This is a genomic window from Labilibaculum euxinicum (assembly GCF_009795715.1).
GTDB lineage: Bacteria > Bacteroidota > Bacteroidia > Bacteroidales > Marinifilaceae > Labilibaculum > Labilibaculum euxinus.
This window is the reverse complement of sequence record NZ_WTCR01000003.1, coordinates 160,650-179,321: the sequence shown is the minus strand read 5'-3', so window position 1 is coordinate 179,321 and position 18,672 is coordinate 160,650. Positions and strand designations below refer to the sequence as shown.

Sequence of the window (18,672 nt, the reverse complement as noted above, 5' to 3'; positions counted from 1 at the left end):
TTATTTTTGATAATAAAAAATCCCCCCCCCATGAAAAAAGCAATTCTACCATTATTTATTATCATCACTCTAATAGTAAGCAGTTTTATTTTATATCCTGATGCAGAAAACAAATCTGATTATGCAATTGTAATTCATGGCGGAGCCGGAACTATACTGCGTAAGGATTTCACTCCTGAAAAGGAAACACAGTATAAAAAAGTACTTCAAGAGGCTCTCCAAATTGGTGATTCCATATTAAGAAATGGCGGAAGCAGCCTTGATGCGGTTGAAAAAACAATTCGCATTCTAGAAAACTCGCCCCTGTTTAATGCCGGTAAAGGTGCAGTATTTACCAATTCCGGAAAGAACGAACTTGATGCCTCAATTATGTGGGGAAAAGATTTAAACGCAGGAGCAGTAGCTGGCGTTGATGATATAAAAAATCCTATTAGTGCAGCCAGAAAAGTCATGGAAAATTCAGAACATGTAATGCTGAGTGGCCACGGTGCTTCTGAATTTGCCAAAACACAAGGTCTGGAAATAGTTGACCAGAGTTATTTTTTCACACAAAACAGATGGGATCACCTGCAGGAGATCCTTAAAAAAGAGAAAGAAATGACTCCGGAAGATCGTCACGGTACAGTTGGATGCGTAGCTTTGGATAAGGATGGAAACCTAACGGCTGGAACGTCTACGGGAGGTATGACGAATAAGCGTTTCGGGCGTATCGGAGACTCTCCCATTATTGGTGCAGGTACTTATGCCAACAATGCAAGCTGTGCAGTTTCATGCACTGGTCACGGCGAATTTTTTATTCGATTAGGTGTTGCTAAAGATATTTCATCCATGATGGAATACCAAAATATTAGTTTGGAAGAGGCCAGCAACAAAGTTATTGATAAATTGACTAAAATTGGAGGAACCGGTGGAATAATCGGCCTTGATAAAAACGGCAATATTGTAATGAAAATGAATACGGATGGTATGTACAGAGCTTATTCCAATTCAAAGGGGGAAACTGAGATATTGATCTATAAATGAGAATAATTTATTTTGCGGAATGAATATTTCAAGCTAAATTAAACTTAGTCAACAATCACACAAAAAAAATTAAGCTATGAAGATAAACCTTAACGGAAAATGGAAAAATCAGTACAATTCAGAAATGGATCTAACTGTTACAGAAAATCGTGTAAGCGGAACATTTCAAACTGCAATAGGGCAACCCAAATTCGAAGAGAAATTTGAAATTACAGGAAAAATCAATGCTAATGTTATTGCATTTATGGTAGATTTTGAAAAGTACGGATCTTTGGCTTGTTGGACAGGTCGTTTTGAACTGGACGAATCCGGACCTGTAATTCACACCATGTGGCATTTGTCACAGAGTGAAGGAGGTGAAGAAGAACAGCTTGCCAAAGCAATTCTTACAGGAGTGGGAACTTTTAGAAAACCATAGGTATAAATTAAGGGGCTAATTAATTAGCCCTTTATTCATGTATCTTAAATTAGACTGCAACATCTAAATTATCAATTTTACCGAGTAAGTTGTGTGTTGAATCTAACAAATCATCGTATATGGACTTATAATGATTCTTGATTTCTTTTGTTGTTTTACCACTTAATTTTTGATTAATGCGCGCAATATATTCATTTCGAGACGCTGCCGCCTCATTCATGATAACATACACGTCTTCCGAATTTTCACGTCCAAAGAAATTCAAATGAATGATACCTCTCATTAATATCTCGTTTGTTAGGAAATTTATGTCTTTTTTAAAATTTCTTCTGCTTGCCATAATTAAAATTTTAGATTTTGATGATTGCTAAATTACTAAAAATACCAAGAGTATGCATTCCAAAATTTATAATTCACACACATATTTTATAATCTTGAAATCATTGCAATTGGTGAGCAAAAAAAGTTTATTTGTAGTTGTAAATCTACATTAAGAACAGAGGCTGTTGATTATGAGTGAGTGTTTCCATTACATTTTTCTGAAAAATGAAAAAGCAAAACCTGCTAAAGATTTTAATGATAAAATCTTTTTGCGGGGAATAAGCCTGTATGAAGTTATTCGGGTCGTTTCCGGGAGAGCTTTATTTCTTGAATCACATTTTCAACGATTAACAAATTCAGCGACTTGCCTTGAACAGAACCTTTGGTTAAACCTGAATCAAATTAAAGAAAGCATATCTAATTTAATTGCATTGAACGATTCCCAAAACGGCAATATCAAATTAGTATTTCATATCGACGGTGAAAATAAAACTTTTCTGGCCTATTTTATTCAGCATTATTATCCCAATGAAGATCAGTATAAAAATGGTGTTAGAACTCTTGTTCATCAGGCTGACCGACCAAAACCAAATGCTAAAGTATACAACCACTCCCTTCGTTCTACAACCAATGATTTAATTAAAGAAGCTGAAATCTTTGAAGTACTGCTCCTAAACTCTATGGGAAACATTACTGAAGGGAGCAGATCTAATCTTTTTTTTATTAAAAACAATGAGTTACATACTGCTTTAGATACAGATGTTTTACACGGAATTATTCGTAGTAAAGTAATTGAAGCTGCTGAAGAACTTAAAATTCCTATTCAAAAACACTCCATTAAATATGATGATTTACCAAGTTTTGAGGCTGCCTTTTTAACTGGCACATCATTACAGATTTTACCAATAAAAAGAATCAATTCAATTAGTTACTCAAGCTCTCATGAAATTATTGGCAGGTTATCTGAAGTTCTTCGAACTAAAATCAGTGAATATTTAAAGTAAATATCCTATTGCTTAGGAAATCCTATCACCACTTTAGTTCCACTTGGAAATCCTTTTTCATCTGTCAAGTCTTCAATAAAATATTCATATATCCGACCATTACTCAGAACTTTATTCAATAATTTAATTCTATCCTGTGTAATAATCATTGTTTTATGATGGACTTTAATATTCGAATCCTCGTGCAGGTCTTTGGCCTTTTTTCGCCCGACACCATTATCTTTAATAATACATCTTAAATACCCATCCTGCTCAATCTCAAAATTCACATCAAGACTTCCCTTTGTCTCCAATGCTGCAAACCCATATCTTATTGCATTTTCCAAAAATGGTTGTATTAGCATTGGCGGCAATTTAGACTTAAAAGGATTAATTGCTGTATTTACAGTTATTTTGTACGAAAATTTATTAGAAAACCGCATTTGCTCCAACTTCAAATAAAGTTGTAAATAAGCAATTTCATCCGATAAAGAAATAAAATCCTTATTTGCATTTTCAATCTTCTTTCGCAGTACATTCGAAAAATCTGAAAGATATTCCAGGGCACTCTCTTTTTTCTCTTCCAAAATAAAACTCTGTATTGAATTTAAAGAATTAAAAATAAAATGCGGATCTAACTGATTTTGCAAAGATTTCATTTTCAATCCAATAACCCTATTCGATTGTTTAATTCCTTCCTTTTCTCTTTTTCGAATAAAATACGCATAACCCCACATGGCGACATAAACGAGTCCTCCAAAAATCAAGCTCAGCAATATGATGAACCACCACACTTTCCACCACGGAGTCTTCACAATAATATCAAAAGAAGAAGGAATAATAACACCTTCGCTTAAGTGTTTTCCTTCCACTTTTAAAGTATAATTACCACTTGGCAAGTGAGAAAATACAGCATCTGAGGAAGAACTCCAATTTGACCATTTCTCATCAAATCCATCTAATAAATATCTGAACCTAACATTTGATATATTCTGGCAAAAATCCATTCCAAACGTAAAAGCTAAATCATTCTCACCATAATTTAACTCAATTGGTGAATTAGTCCATTCATCTGCCAGTGAACTATTAGGCATCCAATCTTCACCATGGATTTGTGCCGAAAACCATAAATTCCCTTTTTCGTCTTCACAAATTGAATTAATTCTTTCTCCCTGCAGTCTTGAAAGTTCTTTCCGAAACTTAATCTCTTCACCAATAAATTCAAACAGTACTGCATCGGCCGCAAACCAAACCAGCTCTCTTGAATCTTGGAAAATATCAAAAACAATATTACTGAGAAGTCCATCAGCAATTGAAAAGTTCCTTGTTGATTGTAAATATGCTTTTACACACATTGGCATCCCAACAAAAAATAATATGATCAAGAATAATACTCTTCGGATAAAAATCATTCTGCAATAATAGTAAATAAGAACAAATTAAAAATGTGTCAAATGTGCCAAATGTGTCAAGTGTTATTAACAACTACTTATTTACTGAAAAATTGCATTAAACATGCTTGAATAATTACTACTCAGGATACTTTATCCACATCAAAATCAAGCCAAAGCATAAGTTTGCTTATTTACGATGATTCTGAATTACAAATTACAAGTATGATTTCACAAGAATTAAAGTCAAAAGATTAACAATTTTCAATTTGTTTCGTATTTAATTTATGATTTTAAAACATAAAAAGGCTCAATTTTAAATTGAATTTGTAAACCATTCATATAATTTCACTTCTTTTGTTCTCTTAATTACCAATTGAGAAAAATTATTTTATGAAATATACTTTTACTGCAACAAATTTAGCGAAGCTTAGCGAAGAGTATTCTGAGAATCAAAATTTTGTTCTTACTACGCTCCCACGGTTAAAAATTCTTCATGCAATAAAAAAAGACCTAAATGCCATTACTAATTTGGAATGGAACATAGAATACAGTCCTGTCAATATAAATATGAACCGCATAACAATCCACTATAAAAATCAAACATGTAAAGATTTCAATTTTTTTTATGAAATCCCGCTTTCCTTAAATTTTGAACTACGGGTTTATCTTTCCAACTCATCCATCCATTTTATTGATTTGTACAATTTTCTTCTTGAAAAGGAAATCCTGACCAAAGATCAATTTTCGATAAAAGCGGCTTATCATACTATTCCACATTTCATAATCAACAAAAAAACCAAGCGTTACGACATAAACATCATCAATAAATATTCTTATACAAATGAGTTTAATAAAAACTTAATTGATGAAAATGTGAAGAATGATATTCAATCCGGTTTTGAAATATTTAATCCGGTTTTTGACCAAATAATAGAACAATTCAAAATTTGAGTTAATTTTAGAATATGAATTTAAGGCCTTTAAAACAAAAACAAAATAATCTTAGTATTAGTAGAGCCTACTTTTTACTATTTCTTGTCTTAACGGTAAGCTTTCTTGTTGGAATAGGAGGCATTTGGATCTATAAAGAAGTCTCAAAATTCACAATTGAATCAGAAGCACTTAGAATTAAATCCATCGCTCACCAAAAGAAATTGCTGATAAGCAAAACCGAAGAGTGTACTAATTTTATCAATTATCAAAATACTCAGGCCGAAAACAGAATTAAAAACAGACTTAAAAACTTTGTTAATCAAGCACATGCTATTGCATCAAACATTTACAGACAAAACAAAGGAAAAATATCCGATCAGGAAATAAAACGCAGAATTAAGCAAGCTATTTCCCCCATGCGTTTCTCGAATGATAAAGGATACATTTTTATTAACACCTTGGCTGGAAAAGGCATTCTATATCCTTTATCAAAAGAAAAGGAGGGACAGAATTTAATTGATTTTCAAGATCTTAATAAAAACTATCTCATTAAGAATGAAATCAACTTAATGATGTTTCAAGATGAAGCTTATACTAAATATAAAAATCCGAATAAAGTAAAAAACAAATACAATGCTTACACAAAGGTATCATATATCAAGAAATTCATACCTTACAATTGGTACTTTGGAAGCTTCTCCTTTTTAGATGACCTGCAGGATGAAAATCAAAAAGAAGCGTTAAATAGAATTAGTCAAATCAGCCTTGCTGATAATAATTCCTTCTTTGTATATAAAAAAGATGGAACCTGTCTGCTTCATAATAATACTGAGAGTATTGGGAAAAACTACCGAGACTATAAAAATGCTCTTCGCAGAAATAATGTTGAAAATCTTTTATCACACGCAAAGTTAAAAAAGGAAGGCTTTATTGAATATGAAGATCCTTATTCAAATCGAGGCACAAAGGTCTCGTATATTGCAACAATTGAAGATTGGGATTGGATAATTGGAGCAGGTATATATACAAGAGACATTGACGCAAACATTCAAACAGCTCATATTGAATTGCGGAAAACGGTTTTAAATTATATCTATCAGATTATTATTTTGATTGGAATTGCCATTCTAATCTTCTATTTCACTTCGAAATTTATTTCAAAGAAGATGAATCGAAACTTCGTTTCATTCAATAATTTTTTCCGTAAAGCATCCACTCAATCCATTAAAATTAATCCTGATGAATTGTATTTTCCGGAATTTCGGGATATGTCGAAAACAATCAACAGGATGATTGACATTCGTAGTCAGAAGGAGAAAGAATTGGAAATTGCTAAGGAACGTGCAGAGGAATCTGATCGTTTAAAATCTTCCTTTCTTGCCAACATGTCTCATGAGATACGTACTCCAATGAATGCTATTATTGGATTCTCTGAGTTATTACAAGAAGATGATATACCTTACGACACCAGAAGACAATTTTTCAATCATATAAAAAACAGTGGAAACTCCTTACTAAATTTAATTAATGATATAATCGATTTTTCCAAAATTGAATCGGGGGAGCTTAAAATCTCAAGAACTATTTTTAATTTAAATCAGCTTTTTGATGAATTGCATCAAACTTTCGAAAAAATTAAAACGGGCAAAGGGAAAGATCATATTGATCTTCAATTCCTAAAAGGCTTAAATGACGAACAATCTGTTATTTACACTGATCCTTTTCGCTTAAAACAAATTATTACAAATCTCGTTGAAAATTCGTTAAAGTTCACCGAAAAAGGCAGTGTTATAGTTTCGTATCAATTAAATGGGGGTGAAATAATCTTTTCGATAAAAGATACTGGAATTGGAATATCAAAAGACAAGCAAGATGTTATTTTTAATCAATTTAGACAAGCAGATGATTCCCATGCTAGAAAATATGGAGGAACTGGCCTGGGACTTTCCATATCAAAAAAACTGGCAAAACTTTTGAATGGTAAAATGTGGCTGGAATCTACCGTAAATGTTGGAAGCAGCTTTTTCATCAGTATTCCTTATCAGAAAAAAAAGTCTTCTGCAGTAAATTCAACATCAAATGAGGATTCTGATTTCAATAAAAAATTAGCAGGGAAAAAGATTCTGATCGTGGATGATTATAAGGTGAATCTCACCCTCTTGGAAAAAATGCTTAAAACGACGGGAGCTGAACTCATCATTGCTCAAAATGGAAAGATAGCCGTTGATTATTGCATGAATAATCATTTTGATTTGATTCTATTAGACCTTCAAATGCCAAATTTAAATGGCTACGACACATTTAAACTAATTAAAAAAGATAGTCCAAACACAAAAATAATTGCTCAAACAGCCTATGCCTTAGCCAATGAAAAAGAACAAGTTCTTAAGTCGGGATTTGATGGCTTCATTACCAAACCAATTATCAAGCAGGAATTAATTGAAATTATCCACAGGATGATTTAATGAAAGTCTAGAATTTCGGACACTTAATTCGACCAATTTGTCTTCGGCGCCTAAGGTTTTTTTCCATAAAACCTGACGATCTGTTTTTAAACCTCATTAAAAAAGAAATTTCGTGAGCTCCTGTGTTTGTGTGTATTAATTTAGAAACCGTTTTATCGTAACTATAAGAAATCTGCCACCAATCACGAATAATTCCTAATTGCAGGATTATTGCATCGTATTCCAACTCCAAATTATCTCTGTACCACATTCCGTAAATAACAGAACCTTTTGAGAGATATAAGCCGTAATTTAGCTGTCTGTTAGTCCCTTGTTGTTGAAGCAAAAAATTAGGCGCTAAACTAAAATCAGCTCGATGCAAACCATTTCGGAAAACCGGCACGTTAACGCCACAATGCAAAGTGTATTTTCTTGGCAACTTAGAATAGTCGCTTTCATTTTTAAAAGTTTCGTCTGGTTCAGTTATATGATGAGCAGCAAACCCAATAAACCAATTTTTATAGGAAGCGATCATCCCGGTTGAGAAATCGAAATAATTCCTGCTTAAGTGATCAATAGCCCCTTCTCCTGTAAAAGGATTTATCAAGCCATTGATATAAAATTCATCAGTCTGATCCGGATAAGTAAAATTAGTATCATCCAACTTTCTTTGAATAAATGAAACCTGAAAGCCTGTTTTTATCAACAAATCACGGGACACCCGAAGTGTGTAGGAGTACATCCCACTTGCCGTTGTGGTACTAATTGTTCCATCGCCTTGTTCATCCTGCATAATCTGAAGCCCAAAACCACCGCCAAGCGCATTTACATATTGGTCGTAAGCTACGCTGTAGCTTATGTACGCTGAGTTTAACTCAGGCCACTGATTTCTGTATCCAAATGAAATTCTGGGATCGAAATCGGAACCCGCAAATGCCGGATTCAAATAAATTTTATTCGCATAGAACTGAGAGAACTCTACATCTTGTGAAAACAGATTTAAAGAATTCAATAGTAGTATAATAACACTTACTATTTTCAGTTTGTTTCTCATTATCTAAATAAGGTTACGGTGCCGTGAGCCCGTTCTTTTCCACCATAAAAAATCATCCAAACATATACGCCAATTTCGGCTTCTTCTCCTTTATAGGTTCCGTTCCAGCCATCGTATTTCAACTCATTATTACTGACGACATCTTTTCGCAACTCGAAAACCTGCTCACCCCATCGTGAATAAATATACAATTCAAAATCGGTAACCACACCTTTAAAAACAGGATAAAATATCTCATTTGGGCCTTTCCCGTTTGGTGTAAAAACATTTGGAACAACCATTTTAGGTTGTAATAATTTCACTGCTGCTGCTGATTGTGCAACACAACCAAAATCATTCATTACCTGAACAGAATAGTCGCCGGGTTCTTCAACCTCAATACTTCTCCAATCTGATCCTGTGCTCCAATAGTAAGAAGAATAACCAGAACCAGCATCTATCGTAACAGTCTGACCTTTGTAAAAGCTTAAGGTATCTGCAGCCAAACTTAACTCAGGACTAGGATAAACCTCCACATGCAAGGTATCTGTACCCATTATACCGTATACATCCCAAACACTTACGATATAATTGCCCGATTGGTTCACATTAATTGTTCTTGTTGTTTCACCGGTACTCCATTGATACCTTTCCCAGTGCCCTGGATCAAGCATAAGAGAGGTTCCCTGACAAATACCGGCATTCCCCCCCAAATTTATATTTGGAACAGGATTTACAGCTACTTTCACTTTCCCATTACCTCTGCAACCGTTCATATCTACAACATTCACAGCGTACTCTCCGTCTCGGTCCACTTTTAAAAATTGTGAGCTTTCCTGATTGTTCCACTCATACTGAACATACCCACTGCCTGCATCTAGTAAAAGAGTAGTTCCTTCAGCAATTGTAGTATCACGCCCCAAGTAAACATTCGGATTATCGTGAACAAATATTCTAATTTCATCATTCCCCACACAACCAAAATCATCAGTAGCTTTCAATGTAAATTCACCCTCTTCGTATACATAAATTTCTTTTGTTTGTCCGCCGGGAATCCATTCTGAATGATATCCATCAGGTGCTTCAATAATCAATTCTTCACCTGCACAAATAAACAAGTCAGGCCCCAGATCAACTATAGGAAGATCATGAACAACTACATTTACAGAATCGTAACCAATACACCCATTCAAATCCCGAACCTCAACAGAATAAACACCACTACTGTAGGCCAATCTTGTCTGAGTTGTAATTCCATCATTCCATAAAAAGCTTTCGCCATCACCTATATCCAACATCACAGATTCTCCAAAACACATATCAATCTGATTTGGAAGAGAATTAATTGGCAGATGAATTATTTCTACATGTACACTATCGGAACCTAAACATCCATTCTCATTTATAATATTTAGAGTGTACCATCCGGTATCCCCTGCCTTAATTGAATAATTTGCTTCGCCCACTAGCTGAGAACCATCCTTATTCCATTGATACGAATATCCTGTTTGAACAGGACCTTCTATATATGTTGAATCTCCATAACAAACCAAATTTGTTGAGTAAGATAAATTAAAATCAAAAGCCGGGTAAAAATTTACTGTAACACTATCTGTTGCAACACATCCGTTCGCATCTGTAAAATCAACAAAGTAATTATTTGCATCAGATACTGTAATTGTTTGAGTAGTTTCACCGGTAGACCATAAATAACTGCCAATTTGAGTTCCCGCATCAAGAACTACAAAATCTCCATCGCAATGTGTTTGATCCGCTCCCAAATCTAATGTTGGATTTGTATGGATGGTTGCATTGGCATCATCCGTAGCGGAACAGCCGTTAGCGTCAGTTACTGTTACCGAATAATTGCCTGAAGTGGAAACAGTGATTGTCTGTGCACTTTCACCTGTACTCCATAAATAAGTTGAACCTGCATTGCCTGCATCAAAAGTAATTGTACCTCCGGAACAGGTCTGCTGATCGACTCCCAAATTGACGGTTGGATTCGGGTGTATTGTTGCATTGGCATCATCCGAAGCCGAACAGCCGTTAGCGTCAGTTACTGTTACTGAATAATTGCCTGAAGTGGAAACAGTGATTGTCTGTGTGGTTTCTCCTGTATTCCATAAATAAGTTGATCCTGCGTTGCCGGCATCAAATGTGATCGTATTTCCTGAGCAAGTTTGCTGATCTGCTCCCAAATTAACAGTTGGGTTGGCATGGATACTTGCATTGGCATCATCCGCAACGGAACAGCCGTTGGCATTAGTTACTGTTACGCTGTAATTTCCTGAAGTGGAAACTGTAATACTTTGAATGGTTTCTCCCGAACTCCATAAATAAGTTGATCCTGCATTGCCGGCATCAAATGTGATACTGTTGCCAAAACAAGTTTCCTGATCTGCCCCAAGGTTTACCGTTGGGTTTGCATGAATCGTAGCATTCACATCATCTGTTGCTGAACAGCCGTTGGCATCAGTTACTGTAACGCTGTAATTTCCTGAAGTAGAAACACTGATGGTTTGAGTTGTTTCGCCGGTACTCCATAAATAAGTTGAACCTGCATTGCCTGCATCAAAAGTAATTGTACCTCCGGCACAGATTTCCTGATCCGCTCCCAAATTGACGGTTGGATTCGGGTGTATTGTTGCATTGGCATCATCCGAAGCCGAACAGCCATTGGCGTCAGTCACAACTACTGAATAATTGCCACTCGCTGAAACTGTAATTGTCTGTGTGGTTTCACCTGTACTCCATAAATAAGTGACACCAACATTTCCGGCATCAAAAGTAATTGTTCCACCTGAACAGGTTTGCTGATCTGCTCCCAAATTGACGGTTGGATTCGGGTGTATTGTTGCATTGGCATCATCCGAAGCCGAACAGCCGTTGGCGTCAGTTACTGTTACACTGTAATTACCTGAAGTGGAAACTGAAATCGTCTGTGTGGTTTCTCCCGTACTCCATAAATAAGTTGATCCTGCATTGCCGGCATCAAATGTGATGCTGTTTCCTGCACAGGTTTCCTGATCTGCTCCCAGATTGACGGTTGGGTTTGCATGGATAGTTGCATTAGCATCATCTGTTGCCGAACAGCCGTTGGCGTCAGTTACAGTTACTGAATAATTGCCACTTGTCGAAACAGTGATTGCCTGAGTTGTTTCTCCGGTAGACCATAAATAGGTTGAACCTGCGTTGCTTGGGTCAAATGTGATCGCATTTCCTGAGCAAGTTTCCTGATCTGCTCCCAAATTAACTGTTGGCTTCGGATTTATTGTTGCATTGGCATCATCCAAAGCGGAACAGCCGTTGGCATCAGTTACTGTTACGCTGTAATTTCCTGAAGTGGAAACTGTAATCGTCTGTGTGGTTTCACTGGTAGACCATAAATAAGTTGATCCTGCATTGCCTGCATCAAATGTAATGGTGCTTCCGGCACAGGTTTCCTGATCAATTCCTAAATCAACAACTGGATTTGCATGGATGCTTGCGTTGGCATCATCACTTACTGAACAGCCGTTGGCATCAGTTACAGTTACTGAATAATTGCCACTCGCTGAAACTGTAATCGTCTGAGTGGTTTCGCCGGTAGTCCATAAATAAGTCGAGCCCAGATTTCCGGCATCAAAAGTAATTGTACCTCCGGCACAGGTTTCCTGATCTGCCCCAAGGTTTACCGTTGGGTTTGCATGAATCGTAGCATTCACATCATCTGTTGCTGAACAGCCGTTGGCATCTGTTACAGTTACACTAAAGTTTCCTGAAGTGGAAACTGAAATCGTCTGTGTGATTTCTCCTGTATTCCATAAATAAGTGGCACCAATATTTCCGGCATCAAAAGTAATTGTACCTCCGGAACAGGTTTCCTGATCAATTCCTAAATCAACAACTGGATTTGTATGGATGGTTGCATTGGCATCATCCGAAGCGGAACAGCCGTTGGCGTCAGTTACAGTTACACTGTAGTTTCCTGAAGTGGAAACTGAAATCGTCTGTGTGATTTCTCCTGTATTCCATAAATAAGTGGCACCAATATTTCCGGCATCAAAAGTAATTGTACCTCCGGAACAGGTTTCCTGATCAATTCCTAAATCAACAACTGGATTTGTATGGATGGTTGCATTGGCATCATCCGAAGCGGAACAGCCGTTGGCGTCAGTTACAGTTACACTGTAGTTTCCTGAAGTAGAAACTGTAATCGTCTGAGTGGTTTCGCCGGTACTCCATAAATAAGTGGCACCAATATTTCCGGCATCAAATGTGATAGTGCTTCCGGCACAGGTTTCCTGATCCGCTCCCAAATTGACGATTGGATTCGGATGTATGGTTGCGTTGGCATCATCCGTAGCTGAACAGCCGTTGGCGTCAGTCATCACAACAGAATAATTCCCGGAAGTGGTCACCAAAATTCCTTGCAAGGTTTCGCCTGTGCTCCACAAATATGTAGATCCTGCATTACCTGCATCAAAAGTAATTATTCCACCGGCACAAGTCTGCTGATCCGCTCCCAAATTGACTGTTGGATTCGGGTGTATTGTTGCATTGGCATCATCCGCAGCTGAACAGCCGTTGGCATCAGTTACTGTTACGCTGTAATTTCCTGAAGTGGAAACTGTGATCATCTGAGTGGTTTCGCCTGTACTCCATAAATAGGTTGATCCTGCATTACCTGCATCAAAAGTAATTGTTCCACCGGCACAAGTTTCCTGATCAATTCCTAAATCAACAACTGGATTCGGGTGTATTGTTGCATTAGCATCATCTGTTGCCGAACAGCCGTTGGCATCTGTTTCAGTTACACTGAAGTTTCCTGAAGTGGAAACTGTGATGGTCTGTGTGGTTTCTCCTGTATTCCATAAATAGGTTGATCCTACATTGCCGGCATCAAAAGTGATGGTGCCTCCGGCACAGGTTTCCTGATCATCTCCCAAATTGACGATTGGATTGGCATGAATCGTTACGTTGGCATCATCCGAAGCGGAACAGCCGTTGGCGTCAGTTACTGTTACGCTGTAATTTCCTGAAGTGGAAACTGTAATGCTTTGAGTGGTTTCTCCGGTACTCCATAAATAGGTTGATCCTGCATTTCCGGCATCAAATGTGATGGTGCCTCCGGCACAGGTTTCCTGATCAATTCCTAGATCAACAACTGGATTTGCATGGATGCTTGCGTTGGCATCATCTGTAGCTGAACAGCCGTTAGCGTCAGTTACTGTTACTGAATAATTGCCTGAAGTGGAAACAGTGATTGTCTGTGCACTTTCACCGGTACTCCATAAATAAGTTGATCCTGCGTTGCCGGCATCAAATGTGATCGTATTTCCTGAGCAAGTTTGCTGATCGACTCCCAAATTGGCGGTTGGATTCAGGTGTATGGTTGCGTTGGCATCATCTGTAGCCGAACAGCCGTTGACATCAGTTACTGTTACGCTGTAGTTTCCACTTGTCGAAACGGTTATTCCCTGAGTTGTTTCGCCTGTATTCCATAAATAAGTTGATCCTGCGTTGCCTGCATCAAATGTGATGGTGCCTCCGGCACAGGTTTCCTGATTCGCTCCCAAATTGACGGTTGGATTCGGGTGTATTGTTGCATTGGCATCATCCGAAGCGGAACAGCCGTTGGCGTCAGTCACAACTACTGAATAATTGCCACTCGCTGAAACTATAATCGTCTGAGTGGTTTCGCCGGTACTCCATAAATAAGTTGATCCTGCGTTGCCTGCATCAAATGTGATCGTATTTCCTGAGCAAGTCTGCTGATCTGCTCCCAAATTGACGGTTGGATTGGCATGAATCGTTGCGTTGGCATCATCCGAAGCGGAACAGCCCTTGGCATCAGTTACTGTTGCACTGTAATTACCTGAAGTGGAAACTGAAATCGTCTGTGTGGTTTCTCCTGTATTCCATAAATAAGTGGCACCAACATTTCCGGCATCAAATGTGATGGTGCTTCCGGCACAGGTTTCCTGATCTGCTCCCAAATTGACGGTTGGATTGGCATGAATCGTTGCGTTGGCATCATCCAAAGCTGAACAGCCGTTGGCGTCAGTTACTGTTACGCTGTAATTGCCTGAAGTAGAAACTGTAATCGTCTGTGTGGTTTCTCCTGTATTCCATAAATAGGTTGATCCTGCATTACCTGCATCAAAAGTAATTGTTCCACCGGCACAGGTTTCCTGATCTGCCCCAAGGTTTATCGTTGGGTTGGCATGAATCGTTGCGTTGGCATCATCCGTAGCGGAACAGCCGTTAGCGTCAGTTACTGTTACGCTGTAATTTCCTGAAGTAGAAACTGTGATTGTCTGTGTGGTTTCGCCTGTACTCCATAAATAAGTTGAACCTGCATTGCCTGCATCAAAAGTAATTGTACCTCCGGCACAGGTTTCCTGATCTGCTCCCAAATTGACGGTTGGATTCGGGTGTATTGTTGCATTGGCATCATCTGTTGCTGAACAGCCGTTGGCGTCAGTCATCACAACAGAATAATTCCCGGAAGTGGTCACCAAAATTCCTTGCAAGGTTTCGCCTGTGCTCCACAAATATGTAGATCCTGGATGACCTGCGTCAAACATGATGTTATTTCCATTACACTCCTCTTGGTCTGCCCCCAAATCAACAATTGGATTTGGATGAACGGTAATATTTATATCATCAGTGCCTGAACAGCCGTTGGCATCAGCTACAACAACAGAATAATTCCCAGAAGTTGAAACCGTAATAGTCTGAGTGGTTTCGCCTGTATTCCATAAATAACTCGCACCAACATAACCGGCATCCAAACTAATTGTATTTCCCTGACAGATATCCTGATCAGAGCCTAAATTCAAATTCAGGTTACTATTAATATCGACCCTCACAGTATCCAATGCAGGATTTACACAAGGAACAATTGGTTGCGCACTTAGCTCTATATCAATAAATCCATTTAAGATATCAGCACTACCAGGTGTATAAGTAGGATTCAAAATTCCAGTATTGTCAAAAAAACCATCCCCTAGACTTCTCCAGATAAATGAAGATTCATTGCTTACAACACCGCTCAAACTTGCTGTCCCTGATTCACAAATGGCAAGATCTGAACCTGCATCAGCAACTACATGCTGAATAACTTCAACCGTTACATCTAATGGAATCTCAGATAATTTATACATACTAATACCATCCAAAGCAAAAGCATTATCAACACCCGTTGTGCTTGTATTATTGATTTGAACATTTAAAGAACTTGAGCTATCGGAATAAACCAGTCTTTGATATTTATCCCAATTACAAGGAGAATTGGTACTAAAGCTTTCGATTACAACACCATTAACAACCAGCTCAAAATCATCAAAACTATCATTCTTAAGATTTGTAATATTTAAAGCAAAGACATAATAACTATCCGGATCAACATTTATATCTTGTTCCCAAACTGTATTATTTACAGATCCACCTTCAACAACCATTACATTATCGGGAGAATTTCCAGTAACACCTGTACAACTGCTTTTATCTGATCCAAATGCCCGAGTATTACTACTAACCGTATATTTACTTGAACGGCTTCTACACGACCAACTTGAAGTACTTGAACAATAGTAGTAGTCACTTTGAAAACCTATATTCCCTAAAGTAAAATCGCCATTATTAACCAATTCCAAAGTCTCATCAATATAGAACACACGTAAATTGTATGTTGTTGTTGAATCTGGTGAAACTACGACTCTGGAAGAAAGACCATCTACATCCCAATTAAATAAGAAGTCATTTCCAGCGTAAAGCTCAACAGACTCATCTCTACAAATAATGGTATCATTTAAAGTTACATCAGGCACAGTACCCGCAGCACTTGTAATATTGACCATATCCATAGCAGAACAACCATTCATATCAAAAACACGAACAGCGTACAAACCTGGCTTATCAACATCAAGATATCTGTTTCTTGATCCATCATCCCAAATATAGAAGAAGTGACTTCCTGCATCCAATCGAATTACGTCACCTGCGTTCAAAACCTGATCAGGTCCTAAATCAACCACCGGAGGTGGAACCAAAGTCACATTAATATCATCTGTTGCATTACAACCATATGAATTTGTGACAGTAACAGAATAATTACCATCACCATACACTATAATCTCTTGTGTTGTTTCACCTGTACTCCATAGATAAGTTGCTCCTGAAATTCCCGCATTTAAAACCACTGGATTTCCTGAGCATACTGTACGGTCAGGTCCCAAGTCAATTGTTAGATTTGCATAGAAACCAACATAAACAGTATCAGTATCAACACAATTAAAAGAATTTGTCACTTCAACAGAATAGGTTCCGGCTGTTGACACTTCAATGGTTTGGGAAGTTTCCCCTGTATTCCAAGAATAAATTGAACCTGCATTCCCCGCATCTAAAATAACATTTCCACCACCACAAGATGCCTGATTATCACCAAAACCAATAACTGGAACAGGATTCAGATTAAGAGTTAAAAAATCAGAGACAGCTCCGCAAGGAGAATTCGAATTAGCTGTCGCTGTAAGTATTACACTGCCAGTGGCTGCATCATTACTTCCCGGAGTGTAACTAGAATTAATATTTGAAGGATTTGAAAAAGTACCATCACCCGAAGTTGACCACAAGAAACCTGTTTGGTTGGAAACTGTTGCACTCAAACCTGCAGTTTCATTACCACATATAGTAATATCTGACCCCGCATCAATCATCGCAGGTTCAATTACTGTAACTGTTCTGCCGTCCGGCACTTCAACCAAAGGATTAAAAGAAATACCATCTAAGGCATAATCGTTACCACTTCGGATTAAATTTTTATTTACAATTGATATTTCAATAGATGTTTTTGTACCCGAATACCACAAAGAGTAAAACTCTTCCCAGTTACAAGTCAATCCAGCACTAGGTTCAATATAATCCCCCATTAAAACTCCATCAATCTTAAATTCCAATCGAGCCGGATTGGTTGGATGAACATTTGCAGCCCAAGTAGAAAATGCATAATATTGATTCGGATTTACCGTAATGGTCTGGCTCCACACAACTACATCTTCATCAGGAGCACCATTAACAATCAGCATTTTATCCGGACTATTTCCTGTATGTCCGCTGCAAGGAGAAAAATTAGCGTGATATGCCTGAGGATTGCTGTCAACAGCATATCTTCCCTCCATCCACAAAGATTCATTATCGGAATGACTAGCTGAAGACAAAACAGGATCCGGACAATAAATATATTCACTATAAAAGCCAGTATTTCCAAGATCAAATTCACCATTGGAAATTAACTCAGTTCCTGTATCCGGAACAAAGACACGAAGATTGTATGTGGTTGTTACTGCCGGAGAGACACTAATTGCAGATGAAAGTTGTCCTGTACTCCAATTGTACATATACGAACCTGTTTGTGCTTCTAAAATAACAGATTCACCAACACAAATAGTTGTATCATTAACTGGTCGTACAATTTGTGCTGTTCCAGAATAATAACTAAATCCTATAATTATCGTAACACCAATAAGCTGTAGAAATCTTTTCATATTCACTCTTTCGTTAAAAAACCATCTACTCCAAATCTCCAAGCGTCTGCCTTTTGATGAAAGGCTATTTTTTTTACTTTAATTACGCAAATTTAACGATTAAAGTTTGGCTTTTTGTCACTTGATTCACTTTGCTCTTCAAAAAAACACCTAACCAACAGGATATGAACAAATTGCTCATTTGTTTAATTTTTATTAAAATGCAGACTAAATAAAAATGCGGTTGGATTTATTAATTAATAAATCTGAACAATCATATTTTTTCAATACCTTAAAATACAGCCACAAAACCGAAAACGATTTCGTAAAATAATACTTTTCAACCCTTCATAATTCAATTATGATATATTTAACAAAGCTAAAATTTAAATTATCACCCCAACATACTCACTACCTAAATATAAAAATATCGTTTAAATGCATTATCATCTCAAAATATTTCACATTTTTTAACACAGATAAAACATCTAATTAAAAGACACTTAACAATCATACGTAGTGGCAATGTTGTGTTGATTTTCATTTCTGTTGAGGTTTAATAAACACAATCAATTTGGAACAAACACCTATATAGGCCGACCTTTATGAGG

General features: G+C 37.2%; 9 protein-coding genes. 5 read left to right on the top strand and 4 right to left on the bottom strand.

The genetic code is table 11. The annotated features are described in order from the left end of the window. Positions 1-30 precede the first annotated feature (30 nt). Both GQR60_RS04660 and GQR60_RS04655 read left to right on the top strand, forming a co-directional pair. Positions 31-1,023: an isoaspartyl peptidase/L-asparaginase family protein gene (locus GQR60_RS04660; protein ID WP_124991813.1), complete on the top strand. Its 993-nt coding sequence runs from the start codon at positions 31-33 to the stop codon at positions 1,021-1,023. 76 nt (positions 1,024-1,099) lie between these two features. Continuing rightward, the gene (locus tag GQR60_RS04655; RefSeq protein WP_124991812.1) at positions 1,100-1,441 is read left to right on the top strand and encodes an avidin/streptavidin family protein; all 342 of its coding nucleotides are present in this window, start codon (positions 1,100-1,102) and stop codon (positions 1,439-1,441) included. A gap of 49 nt (positions 1,442-1,490) precedes the next feature. On the opposite strand, the gene GQR60_RS04650 is transcribed toward GQR60_RS04655, so the two are convergent. Further along, positions 1,491-1,781: a hypothetical protein gene (locus tag GQR60_RS04650; protein ID WP_124991811.1), complete on the bottom strand. Its 291-nt coding sequence runs from the start codon at positions 1,779-1,781 to the stop codon at positions 1,491-1,493. 172 nt (positions 1,782-1,953) lie between these two features. On the opposite strand from GQR60_RS04650, the gene GQR60_RS04645 reads away from it, so the two are divergent. Further along, the gene (locus GQR60_RS04645; RefSeq protein WP_124991810.1) at positions 1,954-2,766 is read left to right on the top strand and encodes an aminotransferase class IV; all 813 of its coding nucleotides are present in this window, start codon (positions 1,954-1,956) and stop codon (positions 2,764-2,766) included. Between the two features lie 5 nt (positions 2,767-2,771). Here the strand turns inward: GQR60_RS04645 and GQR60_RS04640 are convergent, their stop codons facing one another. After that, entirely contained in the window at positions 2,772-4,130 is a 1,359-nt protein-coding gene (locus GQR60_RS04640) for a histidine kinase (RefSeq protein ID WP_160463412.1), read from the bottom strand. 399 nt (positions 4,131-4,529) lie between these two features. Here GQR60_RS04640 and GQR60_RS04635 point away from each other — a divergent pair, with 399 nt between their 5' ends. Together GQR60_RS04635 and GQR60_RS04630 are read left to right on the top strand one after the other, a co-directional pair. Further along, the gene (locus GQR60_RS04635; protein ID WP_124991808.1) at positions 4,530-5,090 is read left to right on the top strand and encodes a hypothetical protein; all 561 of its coding nucleotides are present in this window, start codon (positions 4,530-4,532) and stop codon (positions 5,088-5,090) included. A gap of 14 nt (positions 5,091-5,104) precedes the next feature. Continuing rightward, entirely contained in the window at positions 5,105-7,537 is a 2,433-nt protein-coding gene (locus GQR60_RS04630) for a cache domain-containing protein (protein WP_124991807.1), read from the top strand. Between the two features lie 7 nt (positions 7,538-7,544). Here GQR60_RS04630 and GQR60_RS04625 read toward each other — a convergent pair whose 3' ends face one another. Further along, on the bottom strand, positions 7,545-8,570 hold the full coding sequence (locus GQR60_RS04625; protein ID WP_124991806.1) for a PorP/SprF family type IX secretion system membrane protein: 1,026 nt from the start codon (positions 8,568-8,570) through the stop codon (positions 7,545-7,547). Beyond that, positions 8,570-18,082: a T9SS type B sorting domain-containing protein gene (locus GQR60_RS04620; protein ID WP_124991805.1), complete on the bottom strand. Its 9,513-nt coding sequence runs from the start codon at positions 18,080-18,082 to the stop codon at positions 8,570-8,572. Before GQR60_RS04620 ends, GQR60_RS04625 begins: the two co-directional genes overlap by 1 nt. Between the last annotated feature and the right edge of the window lie 590 nt (positions 18,083-18,672).